Source organism: Flavivirga aquatica (assembly GCF_001747085.1).
GTDB classification, from domain to species: Bacteria; Bacteroidota; Bacteroidia; order Flavobacteriales; family Flavobacteriaceae; genus Algibacter_C; species Algibacter_C aquatica.
This window is the reverse complement of sequence record NZ_MDJD01000007.1, coordinates 430,362-451,491: the sequence shown is the minus strand read 5'-3', so window position 1 is coordinate 451,491 and position 21,130 is coordinate 430,362. Positions and strand designations below refer to the sequence as shown.

At 31.4% G+C, this 21,130-nt stretch carries 23 protein-coding genes and 1 pseudogene; 21 read left to right on the top strand and 3 right to left on the bottom strand.

Annotated elements, in window-relative coordinates:
* Positions 1-267 precede the first annotated feature (267 nt).
* Positions 268-1,512, top strand: a complete 1,245-nt coding sequence (locus A8C32_RS02570; RefSeq protein WP_069828882.1) for a M12 family metallopeptidase — start codon at positions 268-270, stop codon at positions 1,510-1,512.
* 100 nt (positions 1,513-1,612) lie between these two features.
* Here the strand turns inward: A8C32_RS02570 and A8C32_RS02565 are convergent, their stop codons facing one another.
* Together A8C32_RS02565 and A8C32_RS02560 are read right to left on the bottom strand one after the other, a co-directional pair.
* Positions 1,613-3,160, bottom strand: a complete 1,548-nt coding sequence (locus tag A8C32_RS02565; RefSeq protein ID WP_069828881.1) for an Rne/Rng family ribonuclease — start codon at positions 3,158-3,160, stop codon at positions 1,613-1,615.
* A 336-nt stretch (positions 3,161-3,496) separates the two neighbouring features.
* Positions 3,497-3,787 carry an HU family DNA-binding protein gene (locus A8C32_RS02560; protein ID WP_019386001.1) on the bottom strand — a complete coding sequence of 97 codons (291 nt, stop codon included), beginning with the start codon at positions 3,785-3,787 and terminating at the stop codon, positions 3,497-3,499.
* A 139-nt stretch (positions 3,788-3,926) separates the two neighbouring features.
* Between A8C32_RS02560 and mutY the strand changes: the two genes are divergently transcribed.
* The 4 genes from mutY (at position 3,927) to gldD (ending at position 7,446) form a co-directional block, all read left to right on the top strand.
* On the top strand, positions 3,927-4,970 hold the full coding sequence (gene mutY, locus A8C32_RS02555) for an A/G-specific adenine glycosylase (RefSeq protein WP_069828880.1): 1,044 nt from the start codon (positions 3,927-3,929) through the stop codon (positions 4,968-4,970).
* Positions 4,971-5,060: 90 nt separating this feature from the next.
* A complete protein-coding gene (locus A8C32_RS02550) occupies positions 5,061-5,507 on the top strand; it encodes a single-stranded DNA-binding protein (protein WP_069828879.1) in 447 nt (148 codons plus the stop codon).
* A 53-nt stretch (positions 5,508-5,560) separates the two neighbouring features.
* Positions 5,561-6,865, top strand: a complete 1,305-nt coding sequence (locus tag A8C32_RS02545; RefSeq protein ID WP_069828878.1) for a gliding motility-associated protein GldE — start codon at positions 5,561-5,563, stop codon at positions 6,863-6,865.
* Entirely contained in the window at positions 6,865-7,446 is a 582-nt protein-coding gene (gene gldD, locus A8C32_RS02540) for a gliding motility lipoprotein GldD (protein WP_069828877.1), read from the top strand. Before A8C32_RS02545 ends, gldD begins: the two co-directional genes overlap by 1 nt.
* A 59-nt stretch (positions 7,447-7,505) precedes the next feature.
* On the opposite strand, the gene A8C32_RS02535 is transcribed toward gldD, so the two are convergent.
* On the bottom strand, positions 7,506-7,994 hold the full coding sequence (locus tag A8C32_RS02535; RefSeq protein WP_069828876.1) for a heavy-metal-associated domain-containing protein: 489 nt from the start codon (positions 7,992-7,994) through the stop codon (positions 7,506-7,508).
* A 99-nt stretch (positions 7,995-8,093) separates the two neighbouring features.
* Between A8C32_RS02535 and A8C32_RS02530 the strand changes: the two genes are divergently transcribed.
* The 16 genes and pseudogenes from A8C32_RS02530 (at position 8,094) to A8C32_RS02465 (ending at position 21,124) form a co-directional block, all read left to right on the top strand.
* On the top strand, positions 8,094-8,972 hold the full coding sequence (locus A8C32_RS02530) for a DMT family transporter (protein WP_069828875.1): 879 nt from the start codon (positions 8,094-8,096) through the stop codon (positions 8,970-8,972).
* Between the two features lie 81 nt (positions 8,973-9,053).
* Entirely contained in the window at positions 9,054-9,653 is a 600-nt protein-coding gene (locus tag A8C32_RS02525) for a YceI family protein (RefSeq protein ID WP_083253212.1), read from the top strand.
* Positions 9,654-9,835: 182 nt separating this feature from the next.
* Positions 9,836-10,285, top strand: a complete 450-nt coding sequence (locus tag A8C32_RS02520; RefSeq protein ID WP_069828874.1) for a DUF4199 domain-containing protein — start codon at positions 9,836-9,838, stop codon at positions 10,283-10,285.
* A 504-nt stretch (positions 10,286-10,789) separates the two neighbouring features.
* Positions 10,790-11,152 (top strand): annotated as a pseudogene (locus tag A8C32_RS19735) (transposase).
* A 220-nt stretch (positions 11,153-11,372) separates the two neighbouring features.
* Positions 11,373-11,879 carry a 50S ribosomal protein L21 gene (gene rplU / locus A8C32_RS02515; protein ID WP_069828873.1) on the top strand — a complete coding sequence of 169 codons (507 nt, stop codon included), beginning with the start codon at positions 11,373-11,375 and terminating at the stop codon, positions 11,877-11,879.
* A 25-nt stretch (positions 11,880-11,904) separates the two neighbouring features.
* On the top strand, positions 11,905-12,165 hold the full coding sequence (gene rpmA, locus A8C32_RS02510; protein WP_069828872.1) for a 50S ribosomal protein L27: 261 nt from the start codon (positions 11,905-11,907) through the stop codon (positions 12,163-12,165).
* Positions 12,166-12,793: 628 nt separating this feature from the next.
* Entirely contained in the window at positions 12,794-13,192 is a 399-nt protein-coding gene (gene tssD / locus A8C32_RS02505) for a type VI secretion system tube protein TssD (RefSeq protein WP_069828871.1), read from the top strand.
* Between the two features lie 198 nt (positions 13,193-13,390).
* Positions 13,391-15,208 (top strand): type VI secretion system Vgr family protein, encoded by a 1,818-nt coding sequence (locus tag A8C32_RS02500; RefSeq protein ID WP_069828870.1) that lies wholly within the window; start codon positions 13,391-13,393, stop codon positions 15,206-15,208.
* Positions 15,209-15,214: 6 nt separating this feature from the next.
* Positions 15,215-16,834, top strand: coding sequence for a T6SS phospholipase effector Tle1-like catalytic domain-containing protein (locus A8C32_RS02495; protein ID WP_069828869.1), 1,620 nt, complete (start codon positions 15,215-15,217; stop codon positions 16,832-16,834).
* Between the two features lie 2 nt (positions 16,835-16,836).
* Complete coding sequence (locus tag A8C32_RS02490; RefSeq protein WP_069828868.1) at positions 16,837-17,457, top strand: DUF2931 family protein; 621 nt, start codon at positions 16,837-16,839, stop codon at positions 17,455-17,457.
* A 10-nt stretch (positions 17,458-17,467) separates the two neighbouring features.
* A complete protein-coding gene (locus A8C32_RS02485) occupies positions 17,468-18,097 on the top strand; it encodes a DUF2931 family protein (RefSeq protein ID WP_083253211.1) in 630 nt (209 codons plus the stop codon).
* A 13-nt stretch (positions 18,098-18,110) separates the two neighbouring features.
* A complete protein-coding gene (locus tag A8C32_RS02480; RefSeq protein WP_069828866.1) occupies positions 18,111-18,731 on the top strand; it encodes a DUF2931 family protein in 621 nt (206 codons plus the stop codon).
* A 10-nt stretch (positions 18,732-18,741) separates the two neighbouring features.
* Positions 18,742-19,371 carry a DUF2931 family protein gene (locus tag A8C32_RS02475; RefSeq protein WP_083253210.1) on the top strand — a complete coding sequence of 210 codons (630 nt, stop codon included), beginning with the start codon at positions 18,742-18,744 and terminating at the stop codon, positions 19,369-19,371.
* 47 nt (positions 19,372-19,418) lie between these two features.
* The gene (locus A8C32_RS20475) at positions 19,419-19,595 is read left to right on the top strand and encodes a hypothetical protein (protein ID WP_165605776.1); all 177 of its coding nucleotides are present in this window, start codon (positions 19,419-19,421) and stop codon (positions 19,593-19,595) included.
* 161 nt (positions 19,596-19,756) lie between these two features.
* Complete coding sequence (locus tag A8C32_RS02470) at positions 19,757-19,954, top strand: hypothetical protein (protein WP_069828864.1); 198 nt, start codon at positions 19,757-19,759, stop codon at positions 19,952-19,954.
* 144 nt (positions 19,955-20,098) lie between these two features.
* Positions 20,099-21,124: a hypothetical protein gene (locus tag A8C32_RS02465; RefSeq protein ID WP_069828863.1), complete on the top strand. Its 1,026-nt coding sequence runs from the start codon at positions 20,099-20,101 to the stop codon at positions 21,122-21,124.
* Positions 21,125-21,130 lie beyond the last annotated feature (6 nt).

Below are 21,130 nucleotides of genomic sequence, written 5' to 3'. Positions count from 1 at the left end.
ATACTTTTTTTTGTACAACGCTGTGATTGTTTTTCATAACAATGTTACGAAAAACATGAAATGAACAAGTTTTTTTAGGCTCATTTTAACTTGCAATCACTATAATATAAAACCCATTGTGTTTTTAGCTTTAATAATATAAAAAGAACAAAAGTTATTGTGTTGTATTTCAGGTTTATATAAAATATATTTTGTTTATTATAATAAAATCAAAATATAACTGTTTTATTTACTTACAAAGTAAGAATATTAAAAACCCCAAAAATTATGAAAAACTATTTAAAAACACATCGAGTTTTAGCGTTACTTTTATTAGTTGCGTTAATATTTTCTTCATGTGAAAACGAGTCTTTTGTTTTACAAGAAGAGAACTTAACAAATAATTTGCAGAAAGAACTTGATCAAATAGAGCAAGCTTACCCCAGCATTACAGGTGAAATAACAACTATTAAGCTTTATGGAGAATTTGTAGAGGTAGAAAAAATTAATGATCAATATATTCTCGGAGGGGATATGGTTGTTGTTCCCGATAATATATCAGGACGTAGTAGTAGTACAGGGAGAACACTAGCTCGTTGGCCTAACAATACAGTGTATTATACTGTAGAACCTAGCTTACCTAATAAAAATAGAGTTACTAATGCTATTGCACATTGGGAGGCAAATACATCTATAACGTTTGTGCCGAGAACTAACCAAAGTGCATATATTACTTTTAGAAAAGGAAGTGGGTGTTCTTCTAATGTTGGACGCACGGGTAGCAAACAATATATAACTTTGGCCAATGGATGTTCTACAGGAAACACGATACATGAAATTGGTCATGCTGTTGGTTTATGGCATGAGCAAAGTAGAAAAGATAGAGATGATTATATTACTATCAATTTTGATAACATCCAAAGCGGTAAAGAACATAACTTTAGAACATACAATTCTAGAGGGTATGATGGAGACGAATATACCAATACATTGGATTTTGGTAGTATTATGATGTATGGAGCAAATTCTTTTTCAAAAAATAAAAGGCCTACTATTACTAAAAAAGACGGAAGCTTATATTCAGTACAACGTAGTGTTTTGTCTAGTGGAGATAAGCAAGGTATAGCTCAAATGTATCCAAGTAACAGTAATAAAGTAATTACTTTTAAAGGGAATAATGATAGATATATTAGTTCTGAAGATGGAAAAAGAACTCTTACTATAAATCGAACAAGAGTTGGGGCTTTCGAAAGATTTGAGTTAATCGAATTAGAGAACGGAAAAGTAGCTTTTAAAGGGAATAATGGTAAGTATATTAGTTCCGAAAATGGGACTAAATCCATGATTTGCAATAGAGAAAATATTGGTAGCTGGGAACAGTTCACTTTAATTTCTAAAGGAAGGAATAATTATAATATTAGAGGAAATAATGGTAAGTATATAAGTTCAAATGGAGGAGATGATAGTAAAGGAGTAGCTTGCGATAGATCTAGTGCACGTAGTTTCGAGTTGTTTACTATTTCGGGCTTATAATTTGTTTTCATTACACTTAAAGTTTTTAGTGTAACGCTATTTCAGGACGAGACAATGTAACAAAAAAAGCCCTACTAAAGATATAGCAGGGGCTTTTTAATTATTTAATTTGATTACCGTCTTTATCAAAAAAGTGGTATTCTAGATATGTGTAAGCATCTCTTGGTAAAATTTTAACCCATTTTTTATGTTCAAAAAACCATTTTGAACGTATAGATGGAAAACCTTTTGTTAAGAAGGCTGCTATAAAAGGATGTGTGTTTAAAGTCAACTTTTTATAGTCTTTTTTTAATAGTTGTTCAAGATCATGTGTCACTTTTTGCACCAAACCTATGGGGGCTTCAATTTCAGCACCATTAATAATTCCGTCAGGATTTTCCTCACGGGTTTTAATGTTCATTTCTGGGCGAACACGTTGTCTTGTTATTTGTATCAATCCAAATTTACTTGGAGGCAATATTTTGTGTTTAGCTCTGTCGTCCTTCATTTCATCTCGAAGGTGGTTAAACAATTTTTGCCTATTTTCAGCATTTGTCATATCTATAAAATCGACTACTATAATACCTCCCATATCACGTAATCGTAATTGGCGGGCCATTTCTGTAGCAGCTATTAGGTTGACTTCTAGTGCTGTATCCTCTTGGTTGTTAGCTTTGTTAGATCTGTTACCGCTATTTACATCTATAACATGTAGTGCTTCAGTATGTTCAATTACCAAATAAGCACCTTTAGCCATAGAAACGGTCTTCCCAAAGGATGTTTTGATCTGTCTTTCTATTCCAAATTTTTCAAAAATTGGAACTTTAGATTGATATAATTTAACTATTGATTCTTTTTCAGGTGCAATTTCTTGCACATACTCTTTAATTTGAAAACAAAGCTCTTCATCATCAACATGAATACTTGTAAAAGTGTCATTAAATATATCTCGTAAAATAGACGAGGCTTTATTCATTTCTCCTAATACTTTACTTGGATGATGTGCTTTGTATAGCTTTTTACACATTGCCGTCCAACGACTAAGCAAATTTTGTAAGTCTTTGTCTAGTTCGGCTACTTTTCTGCCTTGTGCTACGGTTCGTACAATAATACCAAAACTTGGAGGAGCAATACTCTTTACCAAACGTTTAAGCCTGTCTTTTTCTTCTCTATCTTCTATTTTTTGAGAAATAGAAATACGATTAGAAAAAGGAACCAAAACAATGTATCTACCAGCAATAGAAAGCTCGGAGCTTATTCTAGGGCCTTTAGTAGATATAGGTTCTTTTACTATTTGTACCAATAGCGATTGATTGGATTTTAAGACGTCGGCAATTTTGCCATCTTTCTCAATATCTTTTTCAAATGGGAAATTTTTTAAATAAAAATCTTTTAGTTTACCTGTACTTACACGTTTTGTGAATTTTAAAAGGGAAGGAAGCTTAGGACCTAAATCGTGATAATGCAAAAATGCATCTTTCTCATAACCTACATTAACAAATGCAGCATTTAAACCAGGGACAGCTTTTCTTATTTTGGCTATAAACACATCACCAACAGAAAATTTGTTACCACCTTCATCTTTCTGTAATTCAATAAGTTTTCCATCTTTTAATAAGGCAAAATCAACGTTTTCGGAACTAGATCTAATGATCAATTCTTTATCCATTTAGTTAATTTTAATCCATCACTTTTTTAATAAGTGACAGATGGATTATACATTATTTATCTGCTAATTAATAAATAATTAGCAGATTTCACAGGATTTTAAATCTGTGGAGCTCAAAAAACAAAATTTTACGAGCTCAATTTCAAAGAACTTTGTTGTTTTTTAAAATCAAAAAAAAGTAGTTAATCTAACTACTTTTTTTAATTTATTTTTTCTTCTTATGACGGTTAGCACGTCTACGTTTCTTACGCTTGTGAGTTGCTACCTTATGTCTTTTACGTTTTTTACCACTTGGCATAAATAGTGTCTTTTTAAATTAATAATTGTTTTAATGTTTTATTTAACGTCTACGTTAGTTTTAACGCCTTCTACAAAAACTTTTGCAGGCTTAAATGCAGGAATATTATGTGCAGGTATTTTAATAGTAGTATTTTTTGAAATATTTCTACCAGTTTTTTCAGCTCTTGTTTTAATAATAAAGCTACCAAAACCTCTTAAGTATACATTATCACCACTTTCTAAAGAAGTTTTTACTTCTTCCATAAATGTTTCAACAGTTGCTTGAACATCACCTTTTTCAATTCCTAATTTCTCAGAAATCTTTGCTACTAAATCAGCCTTCGTCATTTTAATATTTTATTTTTTTGATTACTATAAATTCTAAAAGGGATGCAAATATAGGAATTAAATATTCAATATTTCAAACCTAATTCATTAAAATTTAAGATTATAAACGTTTATTTTTGCCTGCTGTATAAATTCAATAATGATATTTTCAAAAATTTTAACTACTTGGTATTCAAATAATAAGAGGGATTTGCCATGGAGGCAAACTAAGAACCCATATTATATATGGTTGTCAGAAATTATTTTACAACAAACGCAAGTGAAGCAAGGGCTTCCATATTACGAAGCTTTTGTTGCTAAATACCCCACTGTTTTTGATCTTGCAAATGCAAATGAAAGCGATGTGCTAAAATTGTGGCAAGGGCTAGGGTATTACTCACGAGCTAGAAATTTACACGCAACTTCAAAACAGATTGCCAGTGAATTAGAGGGAGTATTTCCTAATAACTATAAAGACTTACTAAAATTAAAAGGCGTAGGAGATTACACTGCAAGCGCTATTGCATCTATTTGTTTTAATGAAATTAGTGCAGTGCTAGACGGTAATGTATATAGAGTATTATCAAGATATTTTGGTGTCGATACCCCTATAAATTCATCGAAGGGAGCTAAGGAATTTAAACAATTAGCCCAAGAGCTAATTGATAAAAATAATCCAGCCGAATTTAATCAAGCTATTATGGAGTTTGGAGCAACACAATGCAAACCAAAAAAACCGTATTGTAATATTTGTCCTTATAATACAGGATGTATAGCTTTTAATGAAAATAGGATTAATGAACTACCAGTTAAAATTAAATCTGCAAAAGCCAAAAAAAAGCATTTTAATTTTTTAGTATTTATTTCCGAAGATGAAAAAACTGTTTTAGAGAAAAGAGAAGGAAAAGGTATTTGGCAAAATTTATATCAATTCCCTTTAGTGGAAACAGATGAAACTATTAATCTTACAGATTTAAAAAACCGTATAGAAAATAATAACCTATTAAAAGGTATGCCTTTTGAATTATTACAATATAATAAGGAGCCTATAGTGCACAAATTATCTCACCAACACTTATATACTACATTTTGGATTATTAATGTAAATAAACTTTTAGAAGAAGGAATTTTAATAAGTAAAATACGTAACTATGCTGTTCCTATTTTAATAGGAAACTTTATTGAATCGTTTAATTTTGATTAGTTTAGTATTTACAATCATATTTTTTTATTAATTTTAAAAAAATATAGCACAATTAAGTAATTTTGCTTCTTAATATATTAAAGAATAATTATGTCTGGAACTTTAAATAAAGTAATGCTAATTGGGCATTTAGGAGATGAAATAAAAATGCACTATTTTGAAGGAGGTGGATGTGTTGGACGTTTTCCTTTAGCAACCAATGAAACTTATGTAAGTAAGCAAACTAATGAGCGTATTACAAATACAGAATGGCATAATATTGTAGTAAGAAATAAAGGCGCAGAAATTTGCGAAAAATATTTAAGCAAAGGCGATAAAGTTTATATAGAAGGCCGTTTAAAAACTAGGAAGTGGCTAGATGACAAAGGAAATGACAGATATTCTACAGAAATTCAATGTAATGACTTTACATTCCTGTCTACAAAAAAGGAAAGCGAAAATAATGCACCAAGTTCTCCAGTTATAGAAAAACCAAATTCTAATGATCAATCCAGTAGTGAATCTATTCAAAATGAAAAAGATGATCTTCCATTTTAATGATGTACTCAATTGTTTATTGAGTCATCAATGTTTAACTAAAACGATAGTATTTGGATCCTGCCCCCCCGAGTTTAAAAACTTTAATAATGACAATTGACTTTTCAATTGTTTTTGGCTTTGCATTATTATTTTTGCTTTTAGTTTGTTCTGCTCTAATATCAGGAGCCGAAGTTGCTTTTTTTTCGCTCAATATTACAGATATAAAAGATGGTTTAGAAAAAAAATCTAAACGTTTACAAATCATATCTAAACTTTTAGAGCGCCCTAAAAAATTATTAGCAACAATATTAGTTGCTAATAATTTTATAAACATAGCCATAGTTATTTTGTTTGCTTTTTTAGGTGATTTTATGTTTGAAGATATTACAAATACAAAAATTAAATTTGTAGTTGAAGTTGTTGTAGTTACCTTTTTAATTTTATTATTTGGTGAAATTTTGCCTAAAATTTATGCAAGTAGAAATAATTTAAAGTTTGCCAAACTTATGGCTTACCCATTAGGTGTTTTAGATGTGTTTTTGTCCCCTATAAGTTTACCTATGCGAAGCGTTACACTATCCATTCATAATAAATTAGGAAAACAAAAATCGAATTTAAGTGTAGATCAATTATCTCAAGCTTTAGAGCTTACAAGTGAGGAAGATACAACTAAAGAGGAGCATAAAATATTGCAGGGTATCGTGTCTTTTGGTAATACAGATACTAAACAAGTAATGCGTCCTCGTATTGATATTTTTGCATTAAATATAGAGCAAAATTACGCCGAAATCATGCCAGAGATTATATCAAACGGTTATTCAAGAATTCCTGTTTATAAAGATAATATAGATTCTATTCAAGGTATTTTATATGTAAAAGATTTATTACCTTATATAGATAGGGTACAATTTAATTGGGAGAATTTAATACGAGAACCTTTTTTTGTGCCAGAAAACAAAAAGTTGGATGATTTAATGGCAGAATTTCAAGAAAAGAAAGTACACTTAGCTGTTGTTGTTGATGAATATGGAGGAACATCTGGGTTAATCTCTTTAGAAGATATTATTGAAGAAATTGTTGGAGATATAAGTGATGAGTTTGATGACGACGATTTGATATACTCAAAATTAGATGATAATAACTTTGTGTTTGAAGGAAAGACAGCTTTAAAAGATTTTTATAAAATTATAAAAGTTGAAGATGAAACTATTTTTGAAGATCATAAAGGAGAAGCAGAAACCGTAGCTGGTTTTGTGCTAGAAATATCTAAGAGCTTTCCTAAATTAAACAGTAAAATAAATTTTAAAAATTACGTTTTTATTATAGAAGCTTTAGATAAAAAGCGTATAAAACTTGTGAAATTTACAATAACATAATGGCAAAGAATCTTTACGTTTTATTACTAGTTGTATTATGTTTTTCTTGTGGCGAAGATTATGTACCGAAGCCTAAAGCCTATTTAAGACTAGATTATCCAAAAGCGAAGTATGTAAAATCTAATTTAGGCTTACCTTTTTCTTTTGAGACTAATGTTTTGGCTACTAAAATTAATACTAAAAATGTAAAAGCAGATACAGAAAGTTATGGTATAAATATAGAGTACTCAACTTTAAGAGGCACAGTTTTTTTGACTTATAAAGCTATTGGTAATAATCAAAAAAATCTTAGGAATTTTTTAAGAGACGCCCAAAACCTTACTCAAAAACACACTGTTAAAGCAGAAGAGATTCCAGTAACACCTTATGAAAATGAAGCACGTAAAGTATATGGTGCATTTGCAGAGGTAAAAGGAAATGTGGCATCACCAGCGCAGTTTTATGTAACAGATAGTGTTAACCATTTCTTGACAGGCTCATTGTATTTCTATGCAAAGCCTAATTACGATTCTATTTTACCTGCAGCTAATTATTTGCAAAAAGATATTAAACGTATTATGGAAACCATAGTGTGGAAATAAAAAAGCATCTTGATTTTTTAAAATCAAGATGCTTTTTATAATTATTTATACTATTTAATTTAAGCCTTTTTAGCGCAGCATTCTTTTTTGCAATTAGCAGCACAAGCTTTCTTTTCGGTTTTATTTACACAACATTCTTTTTTACAATTAGTAGCACAAGTTTTCTTCGTTGAAAAAGCATCAACAGTTTTCATGTTACTTACTTTGTAAATATCAGCAACATTACTTACTGTTTTTTCAAGTGTAATAGGTGTTACTTTGGCTTCGTTATATTCAACCATAGCTAATTTTCTATCAAAATCTACTGTTGCAGATTTAACACCTTCCATTTTAGAGATTTTCTTTTGTATAGTTGCGGCACAACCTACAGCACATGTCATGCCGTCAATAGTAAATTCTGCTTTGGCATAAGTTGCATTAGGATCTAATTCTTTTTTTACTGTTGTTTCAATTTCAACAGTTTTAATTTCTGGTTTCACTTCATTTTTACAACTAAAAGTAAAAATTGTAATTAATACAAGCGTTAATATATGTTTTATAGTTTTCATATAACTAGTGTTTAAAAATTTATAATACAAAATTACTAAATAATGCGGTTTATTATATTAAAAACTTCACATTTGTAGGCTATAATTGAAGTTATATTTATGAGAGCTAATAATCTAAAATGGATTTACTTAATTGTATTATCATTAATTTGGGGGAGTTCCTTCATACTAATAAAAAAAGGACTAGTAGGTTTAACACCTATTCAATTAGGTGCAATTAGAGTTATTTTTACAGGTATATTTTTGTTAATTGTAGGATTTAATAAAATAAAAAGCATAAAAAGTGAAGATTGGAAATGGGTTACACTTACAGGGTTTTTAGGTACTTTTTTTCCAGCATTTCTTTTTGCTTTTGCAGAAACAGAGATAGATAGTTCTATAGCTTCAATCCTAAATTCGTTAGTACCATTAAATACTATAATTTTAGGTGCTTTTGTGTTTAAAATAGGCTCTACAAAAAGGCAAGTTTTAGGAGTCCTTATAGGCTTACTAGGGGCTATACTATTAATAATGAATGGAGCTTCTGTAAACACAAATCAGAATTATTTATATGTGTCATTTGTAATAATAGCGACATTTATGTATGCAACTAGTGTGAATATTTTAAAACGTAATTTGCAAGAAATGAATGCATTAACTATTGCGGTAGGTAATTTTGCTGTAATAATTATCCCTGCTTTTATAATATTATTATTTTCAGATTTTTTTAACTTAGAATATTTGTCTACTTCAGAGGTCAAAGTTTCTTTATTGTATATGGTTCTTTTATCTTTGTTTGGTACCGCAATTGCTAAGGTGTTGTTTAATAAGTTGGTGCATGTAGCAACTCCAGTATTTGCATCGTCTGTTACTTATTTAATGCCTGTTATAGCTGTATTTTGGGGTGTTTTAGACGGAGAGTCTTTTAGTTTTATACAAGGTGTAGCAAGTGCTATTATTTTACTGGGAGTATATTTATCACATAAACGAAAATCATAAAATTGCATTACTTGTTAACATTTTATTGGTAATAATAGTAATAGATTTATTATTTATTTGTGAGACTTAAATTTAAGGCAAATGATAAATTTTATTAAATTAATGGTTGTTGTATTAGTATGCCTATGCTCAATTGTAAATGCCCAGACAACGAAATGGAAGGTAGATGCATTACATTCTAAAGTGGGGTTTAGTGTAGAGCATATGATGGTTTCTGAAACGGAAGGGACTTTTGATAAGTATGAAGCTACTCTATTATCAGACGTAAAGGGTTTTTCAGATTTAAAAGTTGATTTTACTATAGAAGTAGCTAGTATAAACACTAGAAATGAACGTAGAGATAAACATTTGAGAGCTAATGATTTTTTCGATGTTGAAAAATATCCAACAATAACATTCAAAAGTACTTCTGTGAAAAAAGAGGAGGATAACAATCTTTTAATAACAGGAGATTTAACAATACGAAACGTAACTAAAGAAGTAACTTTTAGTGGTAAATATAAAGGATTGATTGAAAAAGATGCTTTTGGTCTTACAAGAGCTGGACTTGTAATTAAAACAACCATTAACAGACAAGACTATGGTGTAGTATATAATAAAAATTTAGAAATAGGTGGTTTGGCACTAGGGAACGATGTAGATATACTATGTAAATTGTCTATTACTAAAGAAAAGAATTAAAGATTTAAGTGTTGTAATTAATTTTTTTAGAGTTTATCTGAAAAAATAAGAAAGAGGTGTTACTAATAAGCAATGCCTCTTTTTTTTTTTTTTTTTTTTTTTTGAAAATGAAGTATTTAGCCTTAAAATTATTTTAATTCATAATTTTTCACGAAATTTAAGTACATGTAAATTTTCACATTATGAAAAATATATCACTTCCTATTCGGTTTGGTCTTGTTGCAGGTGTTGTTTTAATTGCATATTTTTTAATTCTATCTTTATTTAATAAGCATATTAATCCAGCGTTTAGTTTTTTTAATGCAATTATTACTGCTTTTGGAATTTATGAAGCAGTACGTTCAAAAAAGCATGAGAGCTTAGAAGCTTTTTCTTACGGAGAAGGTTTTAAAACTGGGCTTGCTACAGGTGCTATAGCTACGCTTATTTTTACTTCATTCTTTTTGCTCTACACTACCGAAGTTAATAATACTTTCTTAGTAGAGTTATTTCAAACCATTAAAGGTAATTTTAGTGTAAGTATTGGTACGGTAACCTTTGTTGTTGCTGTCATGGGATTTGCAACAACAGTAGTTTCAACATTATCTGTTATGCAGCTTTTTAAAAAGACAAGAAACATTCCTCAAATCTAGTAAACGTTTGTAGTCTAGATTATTTTTATGCTGTTAACATCTTACGATTATTATAAAATACTGGTCTTGATGTGTGTTTGTGCATAAGTGAATTGTCATTCAGCAGATTATGGAGTCAGAATGACAAATTTTAACCCCACTTAAGTTAGTATGAAACTAAGATAATATCTCTATGACTCCAGCTTTAGAGGTAATAAGTATGATGAATTATTTTCTTAACGCATAAGAAGCACCAATGATGAGTTCTTTAATGAATTCATTAACTTTTTTCGCATTTGATTTAAACTGTTTTTTGAAATTTTCCATGATAATAGCTTTTTTATAATAGAACGAGTGAAGAATTAAAAACCCTCCTTATTTTTGAAGTATTTATTATCTAGTTAAAGGTTAAAACCCTGCAATTTGATTGCAGTTACTTTAGTTTCTATAAATGTTTTGCTTTTGTTGTATGCCAAATAACCGAAAGCATTCACATTCGATAAGTAATTTGATTTACCATATAGTATGGCTACAAAATATCGATATAAAGTTTTGCAAAGAGACATCCAACAGTGTTATTGTAATTTGTTAATTCAGATTTGTAATTCTGAAAATGTTCAGATTCTAAAAGGAGTAGTAAGTAAGGATCACATTCATGTGCATATTGAGTGTTTATCTTATTGATTATAAGTATTTTGGTGAATAAATTGAAAGGTTGCTCATCTCGAATTTCCCAAGTTTAACAAACAGTATTTGGGTCGCTATTTTTGGGTTATTGACTATGGAGCTTGGAGTACTGGCAAGATAACAGATGAGATGGTTCAAGAATATCTTAAAAATCACAAGGATAAATCCAATTCAGAAAAAGGCAACTGGATATTAGAGTAATGTAAAGAAAGAATTTCATTCTTTTGTTTAAAACTATGGATTTCAAATCCATAGTGGTTTATTTTTTAACGTTTGTTATAGCTTGTCCTACGTATTATTTAAAATTTAAGAGAAGAATAAATGATTATTCTAAATATGAATAAAACATTTGTATTTTAAATAATTAGAAGTATATTTGCACTCATTTTTTGAACAAATTAATAAATAAAAACGTTACGCTATGTACGCAATTGTAGAGATAGCAGGGCAACAATTTAAAGTTGTTAAAGACCAAAAAGTTTTTGTTAACCGTTTACAAACTGAAGAAGGTAAGAAAGTTTCTTTCGATAATGTACTTCTTTTAGGTGATGGTGACAATGTAACTGTAGGCGCCCCAGCTATAGACGGAGCTCAAGTAGGAGCAAAAGTCTTAAAACACCTTAAGGGTGATAAAGTTATAGTTTTTAAGAAGAAAAGACGTAAAGGTTATCGTGTTAAAAATGGTCACCGTCAATCTTTAACAGAAATTGTAATAGAAAGTATTGTTGCTTCTGGAGCTAAGAAAGCTGCCCCAGCTAAAGCAACTAAAAAAGCAGAGCCTAAGGCTGAAACTGCTGCACCAAAAGCAGAAGCTAATCAAGATTTAAGCAAATTAACTGTTGCTGAATTAAAAGACTTAGCAAAAGCTAAAGGAGTTGAAGGTATTTCTTCTATGAAGAAAGCTGATTTAATAGCTGCTTTAAGTTAATAATAAAAATTAAAATCGAAATAAAATGGCACATAAAAAAGGAGTCGGAAGTTCGAAAAATGGTAGAGAATCAGAATCGAAACGCTTAGGTGTTAAGATTTTTGGTGGACAAGCTGCTCTTGCAGGTAACATTATCATAAGACAACGTGGTAATACACATCACCCAGGTGAAAATGTATACCAAGGTAAAGATCATACTTTACACGCCAAAGTTGATGGTGTTGTAAAATTTACAAAGAAAAAAGATAACAAATCTTATGTTTCTATTGAAGCTTTTGAAGCTTAAAAATAATTTTCTTTATAAAAGAATTAAAACCCTTTCTGTTTTTAGAAAGGGTTTTTTTATTGATTGAATATTTCGTATGTTTTCGTAATGCGTCTAATTATTTTATTAGACTCTCTCTTAAAGTTATGTTTAGTCAAAATTCAGGTTAAATTGGATCAAGTCAAAAAGTTCTGGGATTTTAGGGTTAGGCAAAAATAATTTGTGTTTTCGAAAATAGTAGGAGGAAAATTATGTGTATTGCTAATGAGTTTTAAGGCTCTTGACATAGAATAATAGATAGATGAGGTAATGGTTCAGCATAAAATATCGATGAAAAGCAAATTTTAAAGAAAAAGCGTTTATTTTTTCAATAAAAAATCTTACATCCCTTTTTTATTTGAAAAATTATACTACATTGGTCTGGTAATTTAGCGATTGGGTATCTTTATTCTCTTTCAATAATTGTTAAACCTTCTTATTTTAAAAAGTGAAATTTCACTTCTTTCAAGAACCTTTCTCAATTATTTCCCAAAGAGCAATATTTATCTAATAGCAAATTTTTTTTGAAGTTGTTTTTTATACTAGTTTAAAACACCTTCTAGAAGTTTAAAACAAAATATTGTAAAATTAAAATTAAAAATCCAAAAACATGGGATCATTTAGAGCAAGCCTAGAATTAGGTGGAAAAGAATTTGACGTATTATATTCAGAATACTCATTTAGTAGAGACACAGACAAAAAAGGAAAAGTATCCTCTAACGTATACGGCGGTCGTGTAACCTTAGAAATTGAATCAACAGAAGATACCTCAGTAATCGAAGCCATGTTAAACTCACAGTTTAAATCTGTAGACGGAAAAATCGTTTACAAAAAAACAGAAGAAGACGCTAAGATGAAAGAAATAGAATTTAAAAACTCTTACTTAGTATACTATAAAGAGATTTTAGATGTAAACGGAGACGTACCAATGAAGTTACGTTTTACAGTATCTGCAGAGCAAATCCTAATAGGAAACGCCTCTATAGATAACCGTTGGCCAAAAGCCTAATACAAGTAACCGCTTATAAAAAAAGAAAAGTTTTTAATATCAAGAACCATTAGATTTTTTATGAGTATATAAAAAGCGGTTTCCAGAATACCTAGAGGTATTTTAGAAACTGCTTTTTTTTTTAAATTAAAATTAAAACTAGAATAGCACAAATCCCCTCTCTCAAAAGAACTCTCATATAAAAAACACCCACCATTTATGGATTACAAAACATCAATAAGCATTGATGGGAAATACCTTTCCAACTTTGAGCAAGTTACCTTAAAACAACGCCTTAATACCCACCATGAATTTAAAATTCAAGTAGACCACGACGAAATCGAAGCCCTAGGCGTTCATACCCTAGAAGCCTCAAAAGCATGGTTAGGGAAATCGGTAGTAATATCCTTCGATGAGGCCGAATTTGTAGGCATCATCACCAATTTAAAGTTACAACATAACGACGGGCATCAAGGCAATATAGAAATTACAGGCTATTCCAAAACCATACTATTAGAACAAGGCAAGCATACCACCTCCTGGGTAAACAAGAGTTTAGCAAATATTATAAAAGACACCCTAGATACCGTTAACATACAAGCCCTAATAGAACCAGAACATAGAGGGCTATTAAATTACGAAGCCCAATACGGCGAAACCCACTATCAATTTCTACAACGCTTAGCAAAACAACACTATGAATGGTTTTTCTACGACGGATTAAAGCTAGTCATAGGTCAGCCAGATCGCAATACAGCTACAAAGTTACAATATGGTAGAGAACTCTCTAACATAAGCATAGGTATGGAAGCCCGAGCGAACAGCTATAATATATTTTCATACAACGCCTTAGAAGATACCAAAAACGAATCCAAGACTAAAAACAATGTTGAAGGCCTTAACGAACTAGGTATGGATGCCTTTAACACCTCCTTAGACATTTTTAAAGGCGTAGCCAACTCACACGCCGTAGCAAGAACCCAAAACAAAAGTGAGCTAGAAACCAGTGTAAAAAATAAGCAAGCTGCAGCAGTAGCCGATTTAAATATATTAGAAGCCGATTGCAACCAACAAAACCTAACCGTAGGAAGCATAATAAAAGTAAGCTCTGCCAAGTGGAGCGGGAAAGACGAGTTTGACGTTAAAAACTATGGCGAATACATTATTATAGACATAGAACATAAAGCTACAGGCAGTACCACTTATAGCAGCCATATAAAAGCCATCCCTAGTGGTGTAAAAGTACCACCAGAACCTCAGGTCGATTTACCACAAGCCAACCCGCAACTCGCTACAGTAGTAAGTAATGAAGACCCAAAAGGAAAAGGCCGTGTGCAAGTTCAGTTTCAATGGCAAAAACACGAAAAACGAACAAACTGGATACGTGTTATGACACCAGATGCAGGCCAGAGTGAAAATCATGAACAAAACCGAGGTCATGTATTTATCCCCGAAGAAGGCGATCAAGTTATGGTAGGCTTTCGCTACTCAGACCCTAACAGACCTTTTGTAATGGGAAGCCTTTTTAATGGTAACACAGGAGCAGGCGGGCGAGTAGACAATACCCATAAAAGTATCATTACCCGTTCTGGACATACTATAGAGTTTAACGATACCAATAGGCAAGAAAGTATTACTATAAAAGATAAAGGAGGTAATCAAATACACTATGATACAAAGAGTAAAAATATTACCATTACAGCTCCAGAAACATTAACGCTAAATTGTAAAAACATGAATATAAATGTAGCTGAAAATTTAAACACCAATGTAGGCGCTAATAGTACAACCGTTATTGGTGTAAATGCTACAGAAAATATTGGTATGAATAAATTGAGTAGTGTAGCAGGTAATAGTAACATGTTAGTTATTGGAGAATTAAAAGAGATTATAGAAGGCGATTTAATTTCTGAAACTAAAAAAGAACGTAAAGAAATAAGTAACGGAGAAGTCCAGGTACAAGTAGAAGGTGAATTTACCGGTAACTCCGAAAATAAAGTAAAGTTAAACAGTGCAGAAAACAGTTCTTTATTTTAAAACGCTATGAGCAGGAAACGATTAGTTAAAGGAAATATTACAAAAATAACAGGAGGAAACCATACCATATATAGTAAGGAAAATATAACTTTAAGTGCTAAAAAAGTAAATATGAAAGGCAAAGATGGTATTGCTTTTGAAGCTCCAATGGCCTTAGAAATTGACGAAGAAAAACCAGTAGATGTAGAAATAGGCGTGTTTTTTGATGGTACAGGTAACAATAAATTTAATACAGATATTGGAGAGGCTGGTGCACCATCTGGACCTAAAAACCTTAAAGGCAGTTACGAAAACGATTATTCTAATGTAGTACGCCTTTTTGATTTGTATCCCGATAAAAAAGAGGTGGCAGGAAGGCGCCAAAAAGTAATTATTCGTATTTATGTACAAGGTATTGGTACCTTAAAAGGCAGGTTAGATGATGCCATAAGCTCGGGTACAGGAGAAGATACCCCTATTTTATTAAAAACTACAGCTACAGTATTGCACCCCATTGCAGGTATTGTTGCTCATGGTTATGATATTTGGAATGGAGATCGTGGCGTACAGGGCAAAGTAAATGATGGCATTGAGCAAATAGTAGAAGAGATTGTTGAACTAAAAAAGCTAAAACGCATAGATACTTTAACATTCGATGTTTTTGGTTTTAGCCGTGGTGCAGCAGCAGCAAGACATTTTTGTAATAGCCTTAAAGAAGAAGTTAAAGTAAGCCATAAAAAATATAATATGGGAGGCTGGATGGATACATCGTATAAAGAAACCATTACTATAAACGAAGGAGGAGGTTTATTTAAACAATTAAAAAATAAAGTACCCAAACTACCACAGCAATTTAATATCCGCTTTGTTGGTTTGTTCGATTCGGTTGCAGCCATTTTAAAAATTGATGCAGGCGATTTTAAAATAGAAGATGCTTCGCACCATGGTATAAATTTAGATTTGGCAGGAGTTAACGCCAAACAGGTTGTACATTTAAGTGCTAGAGACGAACACCGTAAAAACTTTGCCCTTAATAAAACCAATGTAGGTTATTCTTTTAGTATGCCTGGAGTACACTCAGATATTGGTGGGGGCTATAAAACAGGTAAAGAAGTAGCTTATCTAGGCTTTGGCAATAAAGCTACAGATAAAGCACGTTTAGAAAAAGAGCGCCTTAATTGGATAGCCCAAGGCTGGTATTTACCAGAAGAAATTAAGGTGCTAGATAAAAGTACCAAACATATAAAATACTATGGCGACCATATGGAAATAAAAATGGGACGCGCAATACAAGTGGTAGAAACAGACTACCTGTATGTGCTAGAAGGTACTAAGGAGGTCTTTAATGATTATACTTATATACCGTTACGTATTATGCACGAACTAGCGAATATAGCAAATGTGCCTTTTGAAATTATAGATCCAAATACATTTAAAATTCCAGAAGAATTAGAAGCAGTATACCAAACCTTAAGAACTATTGCTTTAACAGACGAAAATCCTTTAATTAGTTATAGCGATTCCCGTTTATTAAAACACTCATTTATTCACCAATCTGCCAATTATTCACCCTTAATAGGCGAGGTAGGAAATGGGTATATTTATGCTAACGAGCCAGTTAAAGAACGTCTTAAATATGACAATTAATAATGAAAAAAATAAAATTACTAAGTTGTATAGCGTTTATTATTGTGTTAATGAGTTGTGAGCGTAAATATAGGTGGGGTCCATCGGAGTGTGCGCCACAACATTATCCAGCAAAAATATTAACCAATAATTTTCAATACAAAAATGGAGGTGGTGTTGGTACACTGCAAGTTACTGCAGGAGGTAATGGTTGGGGGTATACAGGAGCTAGTTATGCAGTAGGTGAACGTTTAAAACCCGTGCCCGATAGTTTATTTGTTAACTGGTTTTCTATAACCGAGGGCAAGTTTTATAAAGGGAAATTTAAGCTTACAAGTAAAAAAATAGAAGAAGCCCTTAAAAAAGGGCAAATACGTGTTTATACCTGTTTTGCGCCACACGGTCGTGTAGTAGTTTATGTTGCAGGGAAACATGGTAGAGCACCCATAGATCGTTTTAGAGCTATTGAAGATACTAGTATGACCATAGCAAAACATATTTTAAAAATAAACGGTGTTAAAACAGAACAAGAATTTGAAGAAAAATATGGTGAAAAATTAGACGGAAGCACCTATTTAAAACATTATATAAAAAAAGAAGATAGCATCTATATTTCAAAACATGGTATTCCAGATACTTGGTAAATAATAATTAATGATGAAAAAAATAAAGTTACTAAGTTGTATAGCGTTTATTATTGTATTAACAAGCTGTGAGCGTAAATACGATTGGTCTCCATCGGAGTGCGCGCCACAACATTATCCAGCAAGAATATTAACCAATAATTTTCAATACAAAAATGGAGGTGGTGTTGGTACACTGCAAGTTACTGCAGGAGGTATGGGCTGGGGAAGAGTAGGAGCAGGTTATGCAGTAGGCGAGCGTTTAAAACCTGTGCCAGACAGTCTGTTTGTTAACTGGTTTTCTATAACCGAAGGTAAGTTTTATAAAGGCAGATTTAAACTTTCTAATAAAGTGCTTGAAAAGAATCTTAAAGCAGGAAAGAGTAGTTATGTTTATACCTGTTTTGCGCCACACGGTCGTGTAGTAGTGTATGTTTCTGGCGATCATGGAAGAGCACCCATAGATCGTTTTAGAGCTATTGAAGATACTAGTATGACACCACAAAAATTTTTATTAAATGCAACAGGTACAAAAAGTGCCGAAGAATTTGAAAAAGATTATGGGAGGCCATTATATACAAATCAAGAAATTATGATGGATTATATGACAAAAGAAGATAGCATCTATATTTCAAAACATGGTATTCCAGATACTTGGTAAATAAAAAATAATAATGAAAGTATTAAAATTACTAAGTTGTATAGCGTTTATTATTGTATTAACAAGCTGTGAGCGTAAATATAGGTGGAGTCCATCGGAGTGTGCACTACAACATTATCCAGCAAGAATATTAACTAATAATTTTCAATATAAAAATGGAGGCGGTGTTGGTACCTTAGAGCGTGTTGCAGGAGGTAGTGGTTGGGGGTATACAGGAGCTAGTTATGCAGTAGGTGAGCGTTTAAAACCTGTGCCAGACAGTCTGTTTGTTAACTGGTTTTCTATAACCGAGGGCAAGTTTTATAAAGGGAAATTTAAGCTTACAAGTAAAAAAATAGAAGAAGCCCTTAAAAAAGGGCAAATACGTGTTTATACCTGTTTTGCGCCACACGGTCGTGTAGTAGTTTATGTTGCAGGGAAACATGGTAGAGCACCCATAGATCGTTTTAGAGCTATTGAAGATACTAGTATGACCATAGCAAAACATATTTTAAAAATAAACGGTGTTAAAACAGAACAAGAATTTGAAGAAAAATATGGTGAAAAATTAGACGGAAGCACCTATTTAAAACATTATATAAAAAAAGAAGATAGCATCTATATTTCAAAACATGGTATTCCAGATACTTGGTAAATAATAATTAATGATGAAAAAAATAAAGTTACTAAGTTGTATAGCGTTTATTATTGTATTAACAAGCTGTGAGCGTAAATACGATTGGTCTCCATCGGAGTGCGCGCCACAACATTATCCAGCAAAAATATTAACCAATAATTTTCAATACAAAAATGGAGGCGGTGTTGGTACCTTAGGGCGTGTTGCAGGAGGTATGGGCTGGGGAAGAGTAGGAGCAGGTTATGCTGTAGGTGAGCGTTTAAAACCTGTGCCAGACAGTCTGTTTGTTAACTGGTTTTCTATAACCGAAGGTAAGTTTTATAAAGGGAAATTTAAGCTTTCTAATAAAGTGCTTGAAAAGAATCTTAAAGCAGGAAAGAGTAGTTATGTTTATACCTGTTTTGCGCCACACGGTCGTGTAGTAGTTTATGTTGCAGGGAAACATGGTAGAGCCCCCATAGATCGTTTTAGAGCTATTGAAGATACTAGTATAACGGTTACAAAATATAGATTGAAAAATGCGCAAGTACAAAGTATAGAACAGTATATAGAAGAGTATGGAAAAGCATATAGACCAGACTCATTATATTTAAGAGGTTTAATATCAAAAGAAGATAGCATCTATATTTCAAAACATGGTATTCCAGATACTTGGTAAGAATAAAATACATTAACCATTTAATTATAAAAAACAGAGATCCCCAAATGAAAAACATAATAAAAATAACCACAGTTATCATTACAGTAGTATTAACCTCATGTTTAAGTAATGAAGAAAAAAAAGTAAAAGCAGAAGAAGAGGGGAATGCCCTAATATCAATTAAATCAAAGCTGTTAAAAGGCGCAGGCGATGCCCTTAAAGCGATGGTAAAGAAGCCGTAGAATCTGCAACAGAAGGTATTGGAGAAGTTGTAAAAGGGATCTCTTCCGGTTATGATAAAAGTATAAATCAAGCTAAAATACTAGCCGATAGCACATTCCTTAAAACATTCGAAATAGGTAGAACAGAAAAAGTTTATAACGATTCGACCCAAATAAAAAAAGTGACCGTTTACCTTATATCTAATCAAGAATTTGAAGGTAAAGTAAGATTAAAAGCTTTCGATGTTGCAAAAAAAGAGATTGGACGAAGTTTTAAAACTATTAAAATGGCAGAAGACGAAGCATTGTATTTCGATTTTGAGTTTGATAATAGAACCCCACTTTTACAAGCCAATTTTTTTGAAATAAACATAAAGTAAAGTACGTTGTGTATTTTTTGTTAAGCAATTTTAAACGATAAGAAAAACAGGAATGATTTATAAACCTACAGAATCTAAATTAGTTAAAGCACCTTATAGTCAAATAAGGAATTATGCATTTTGTAAAAAAGAAGAAGACTAAAAATGCAAAAAAAACGCTTTTCTTTATTAATAGACGAAGATAATAGACAGTCTAACAAAACAGTTTCTTCTTCCCCTTCATCATCCAAAGAGGATGCAAGACCTCATTTTTCATTATTTGATAAAAAAGAAGAAGACCAATCTAAAAAAACATCTTTTTCCAGAAGATTACACTATTGGCTCATAGAAAATAGAACAAGCTTTTTACATCGTACCTATGGTATAAAAATTAATTATAGCAACGAAAAAATCATACATTATATGTTAGAAGTCGTATGCACAAGTTATAAAAAAGGCGTGTTTAGTTATACCTTAAATAGAGACCAGTTTTTTAAAAACGGTAAGCGATTAGAAGGGTTTATGGAGCAGTTGGCAGAACAAAGTGTTAGTTGTTTATACCCCTTAAAAGTAAGTGTAAGCGAAGCAGGGCAAATAATAGGTGTTAATAATCAAGAAGACATAGAAACCCGTTGGGAAACAAAACAAAAAGAATTAGCCAAACGCTATTCGGGAAAGTCATTTGTTAATTATTGTAAAAAAATAAGCCATGTTGTAAGCAGTCCCGAAAAAATATTAAAAAGCCTTAATAGCGATGTGGTTTACGACATACTCTTTTCAAAAATATATATAAACTATACCAACAAGTTTACAAAACCATTAGAAAAGGAATTTAAATGGTTTTCGAGTATTCAAAAAATACGTTTTCAAGGTAACCAATCGGTTAATCCAGTATTAAAAGAGAATAACCGCATGCTAATAAATTATCAAGGGAGCATGCAGCCAGTAAGTGTATTAAATAAAGGAGAAACAGCTATAAAATATCAATTAGATGCTATAGATCATACATTATTACGAGTAGATGGTACGTTTAATTATACAAATAATAATGTTGATAGAACCATACAGTTTAGTGCCATTTGGCGAAAGCATATGGATAAAACAGCAGCACGAAAAATAGAAGATAAAAAGCAAAAAGGGATTTATATAGATCCCAATGCCGAAAAAAAATGGTACGAATTCTGGAAATAAATTTTT

What these genes read in the sequence shown, in the direction of transcription:
- A8C32_RS02565 (WP_069828881.1), bottom strand. Translation starts at nt 3,160, where the DNA reads ATGGATAAAGAATTGATCATTAGATCTAGTTCCGAAAACGTTGATTTT.
- A8C32_RS02525 (WP_083253212.1), top strand. Translation starts at nt 9,054, where the DNA reads ATGATAAATTTTATTAAATTAATGGTTGTTGTATTAGTATGCCTATGC.
- A8C32_RS02535 (WP_069828876.1), bottom strand. Translation starts at nt 7,994, where the DNA reads ATGAAAACTATAAAACATATATTAACGCTTGTATTAATTACAATTTTT.
- A8C32_RS02475 (WP_083253210.1), top strand. Translation starts at nt 18,742, where the DNA reads ATGATGAAAAAAATAAAGTTACTAAGTTGTATAGCGTTTATTATTGTA.
- A8C32_RS02520 (WP_069828874.1), top strand. Translation starts at nt 9,836, where the DNA reads ATGAAAAATATATCACTTCCTATTCGGTTTGGTCTTGTTGCAGGTGTT.
- A8C32_RS02490 (WP_069828868.1), top strand. Translation starts at nt 16,837, where the DNA reads ATGAAAAAAATAAAATTACTAAGTTGTATAGCGTTTATTATTGTGTTA.
- A8C32_RS02500 (WP_069828870.1), top strand. Translation starts at nt 13,391, where the DNA reads ATGGATTACAAAACATCAATAAGCATTGATGGGAAATACCTTTCCAAC.
- A8C32_RS02530 (WP_069828875.1), top strand. Translation starts at nt 8,094, where the DNA reads ATGAGAGCTAATAATCTAAAATGGATTTACTTAATTGTATTATCATTA.
- A8C32_RS02570 (WP_069828882.1), top strand. Translation starts at nt 268, where the DNA reads ATGAAAAACTATTTAAAAACACATCGAGTTTTAGCGTTACTTTTATTA.
- rplU (WP_069828873.1), top strand. Translation starts at nt 11,373, where the DNA reads ATGTACGCAATTGTAGAGATAGCAGGGCAACAATTTAAAGTTGTTAAA.
- A8C32_RS02550 (WP_069828879.1), top strand. Translation starts at nt 5,061, where the DNA reads ATGTCTGGAACTTTAAATAAAGTAATGCTAATTGGGCATTTAGGAGAT.
- A8C32_RS02465 (WP_069828863.1), top strand. Translation starts at nt 20,099, where the DNA reads ATGCAAAAAAAACGCTTTTCTTTATTAATAGACGAAGATAATAGACAG.
- gldD (WP_069828877.1), top strand. Translation starts at nt 6,865, where the DNA reads ATGGCAAAGAATCTTTACGTTTTATTACTAGTTGTATTATGTTTTTCT.
- A8C32_RS02495 (WP_069828869.1), top strand. Translation starts at nt 15,215, where the DNA reads ATGAGCAGGAAACGATTAGTTAAAGGAAATATTACAAAAATAACAGGA.
- A8C32_RS02485 (WP_083253211.1), top strand. Translation starts at nt 17,468, where the DNA reads ATGATGAAAAAAATAAAGTTACTAAGTTGTATAGCGTTTATTATTGTA.
- A8C32_RS20475 (WP_165605776.1), top strand. Translation starts at nt 19,419, where the DNA reads ATGAAAAACATAATAAAAATAACCACAGTTATCATTACAGTAGTATTA.
- A8C32_RS02560 (WP_019386001.1), bottom strand. Translation starts at nt 3,787, where the DNA reads ATGACGAAGGCTGATTTAGTAGCAAAGATTTCTGAGAAATTAGGAATT.
- mutY (WP_069828880.1), top strand. Translation starts at nt 3,927, where the DNA reads ATGATATTTTCAAAAATTTTAACTACTTGGTATTCAAATAATAAGAGG.
- rpmA (WP_069828872.1), top strand. Translation starts at nt 11,905, where the DNA reads ATGGCACATAAAAAAGGAGTCGGAAGTTCGAAAAATGGTAGAGAATCA.
- tssD (WP_069828871.1), top strand. Translation starts at nt 12,794, where the DNA reads ATGGGATCATTTAGAGCAAGCCTAGAATTAGGTGGAAAAGAATTTGAC.
- A8C32_RS02480 (WP_069828866.1), top strand. Translation starts at nt 18,111, where the DNA reads ATGAAAGTATTAAAATTACTAAGTTGTATAGCGTTTATTATTGTATTA.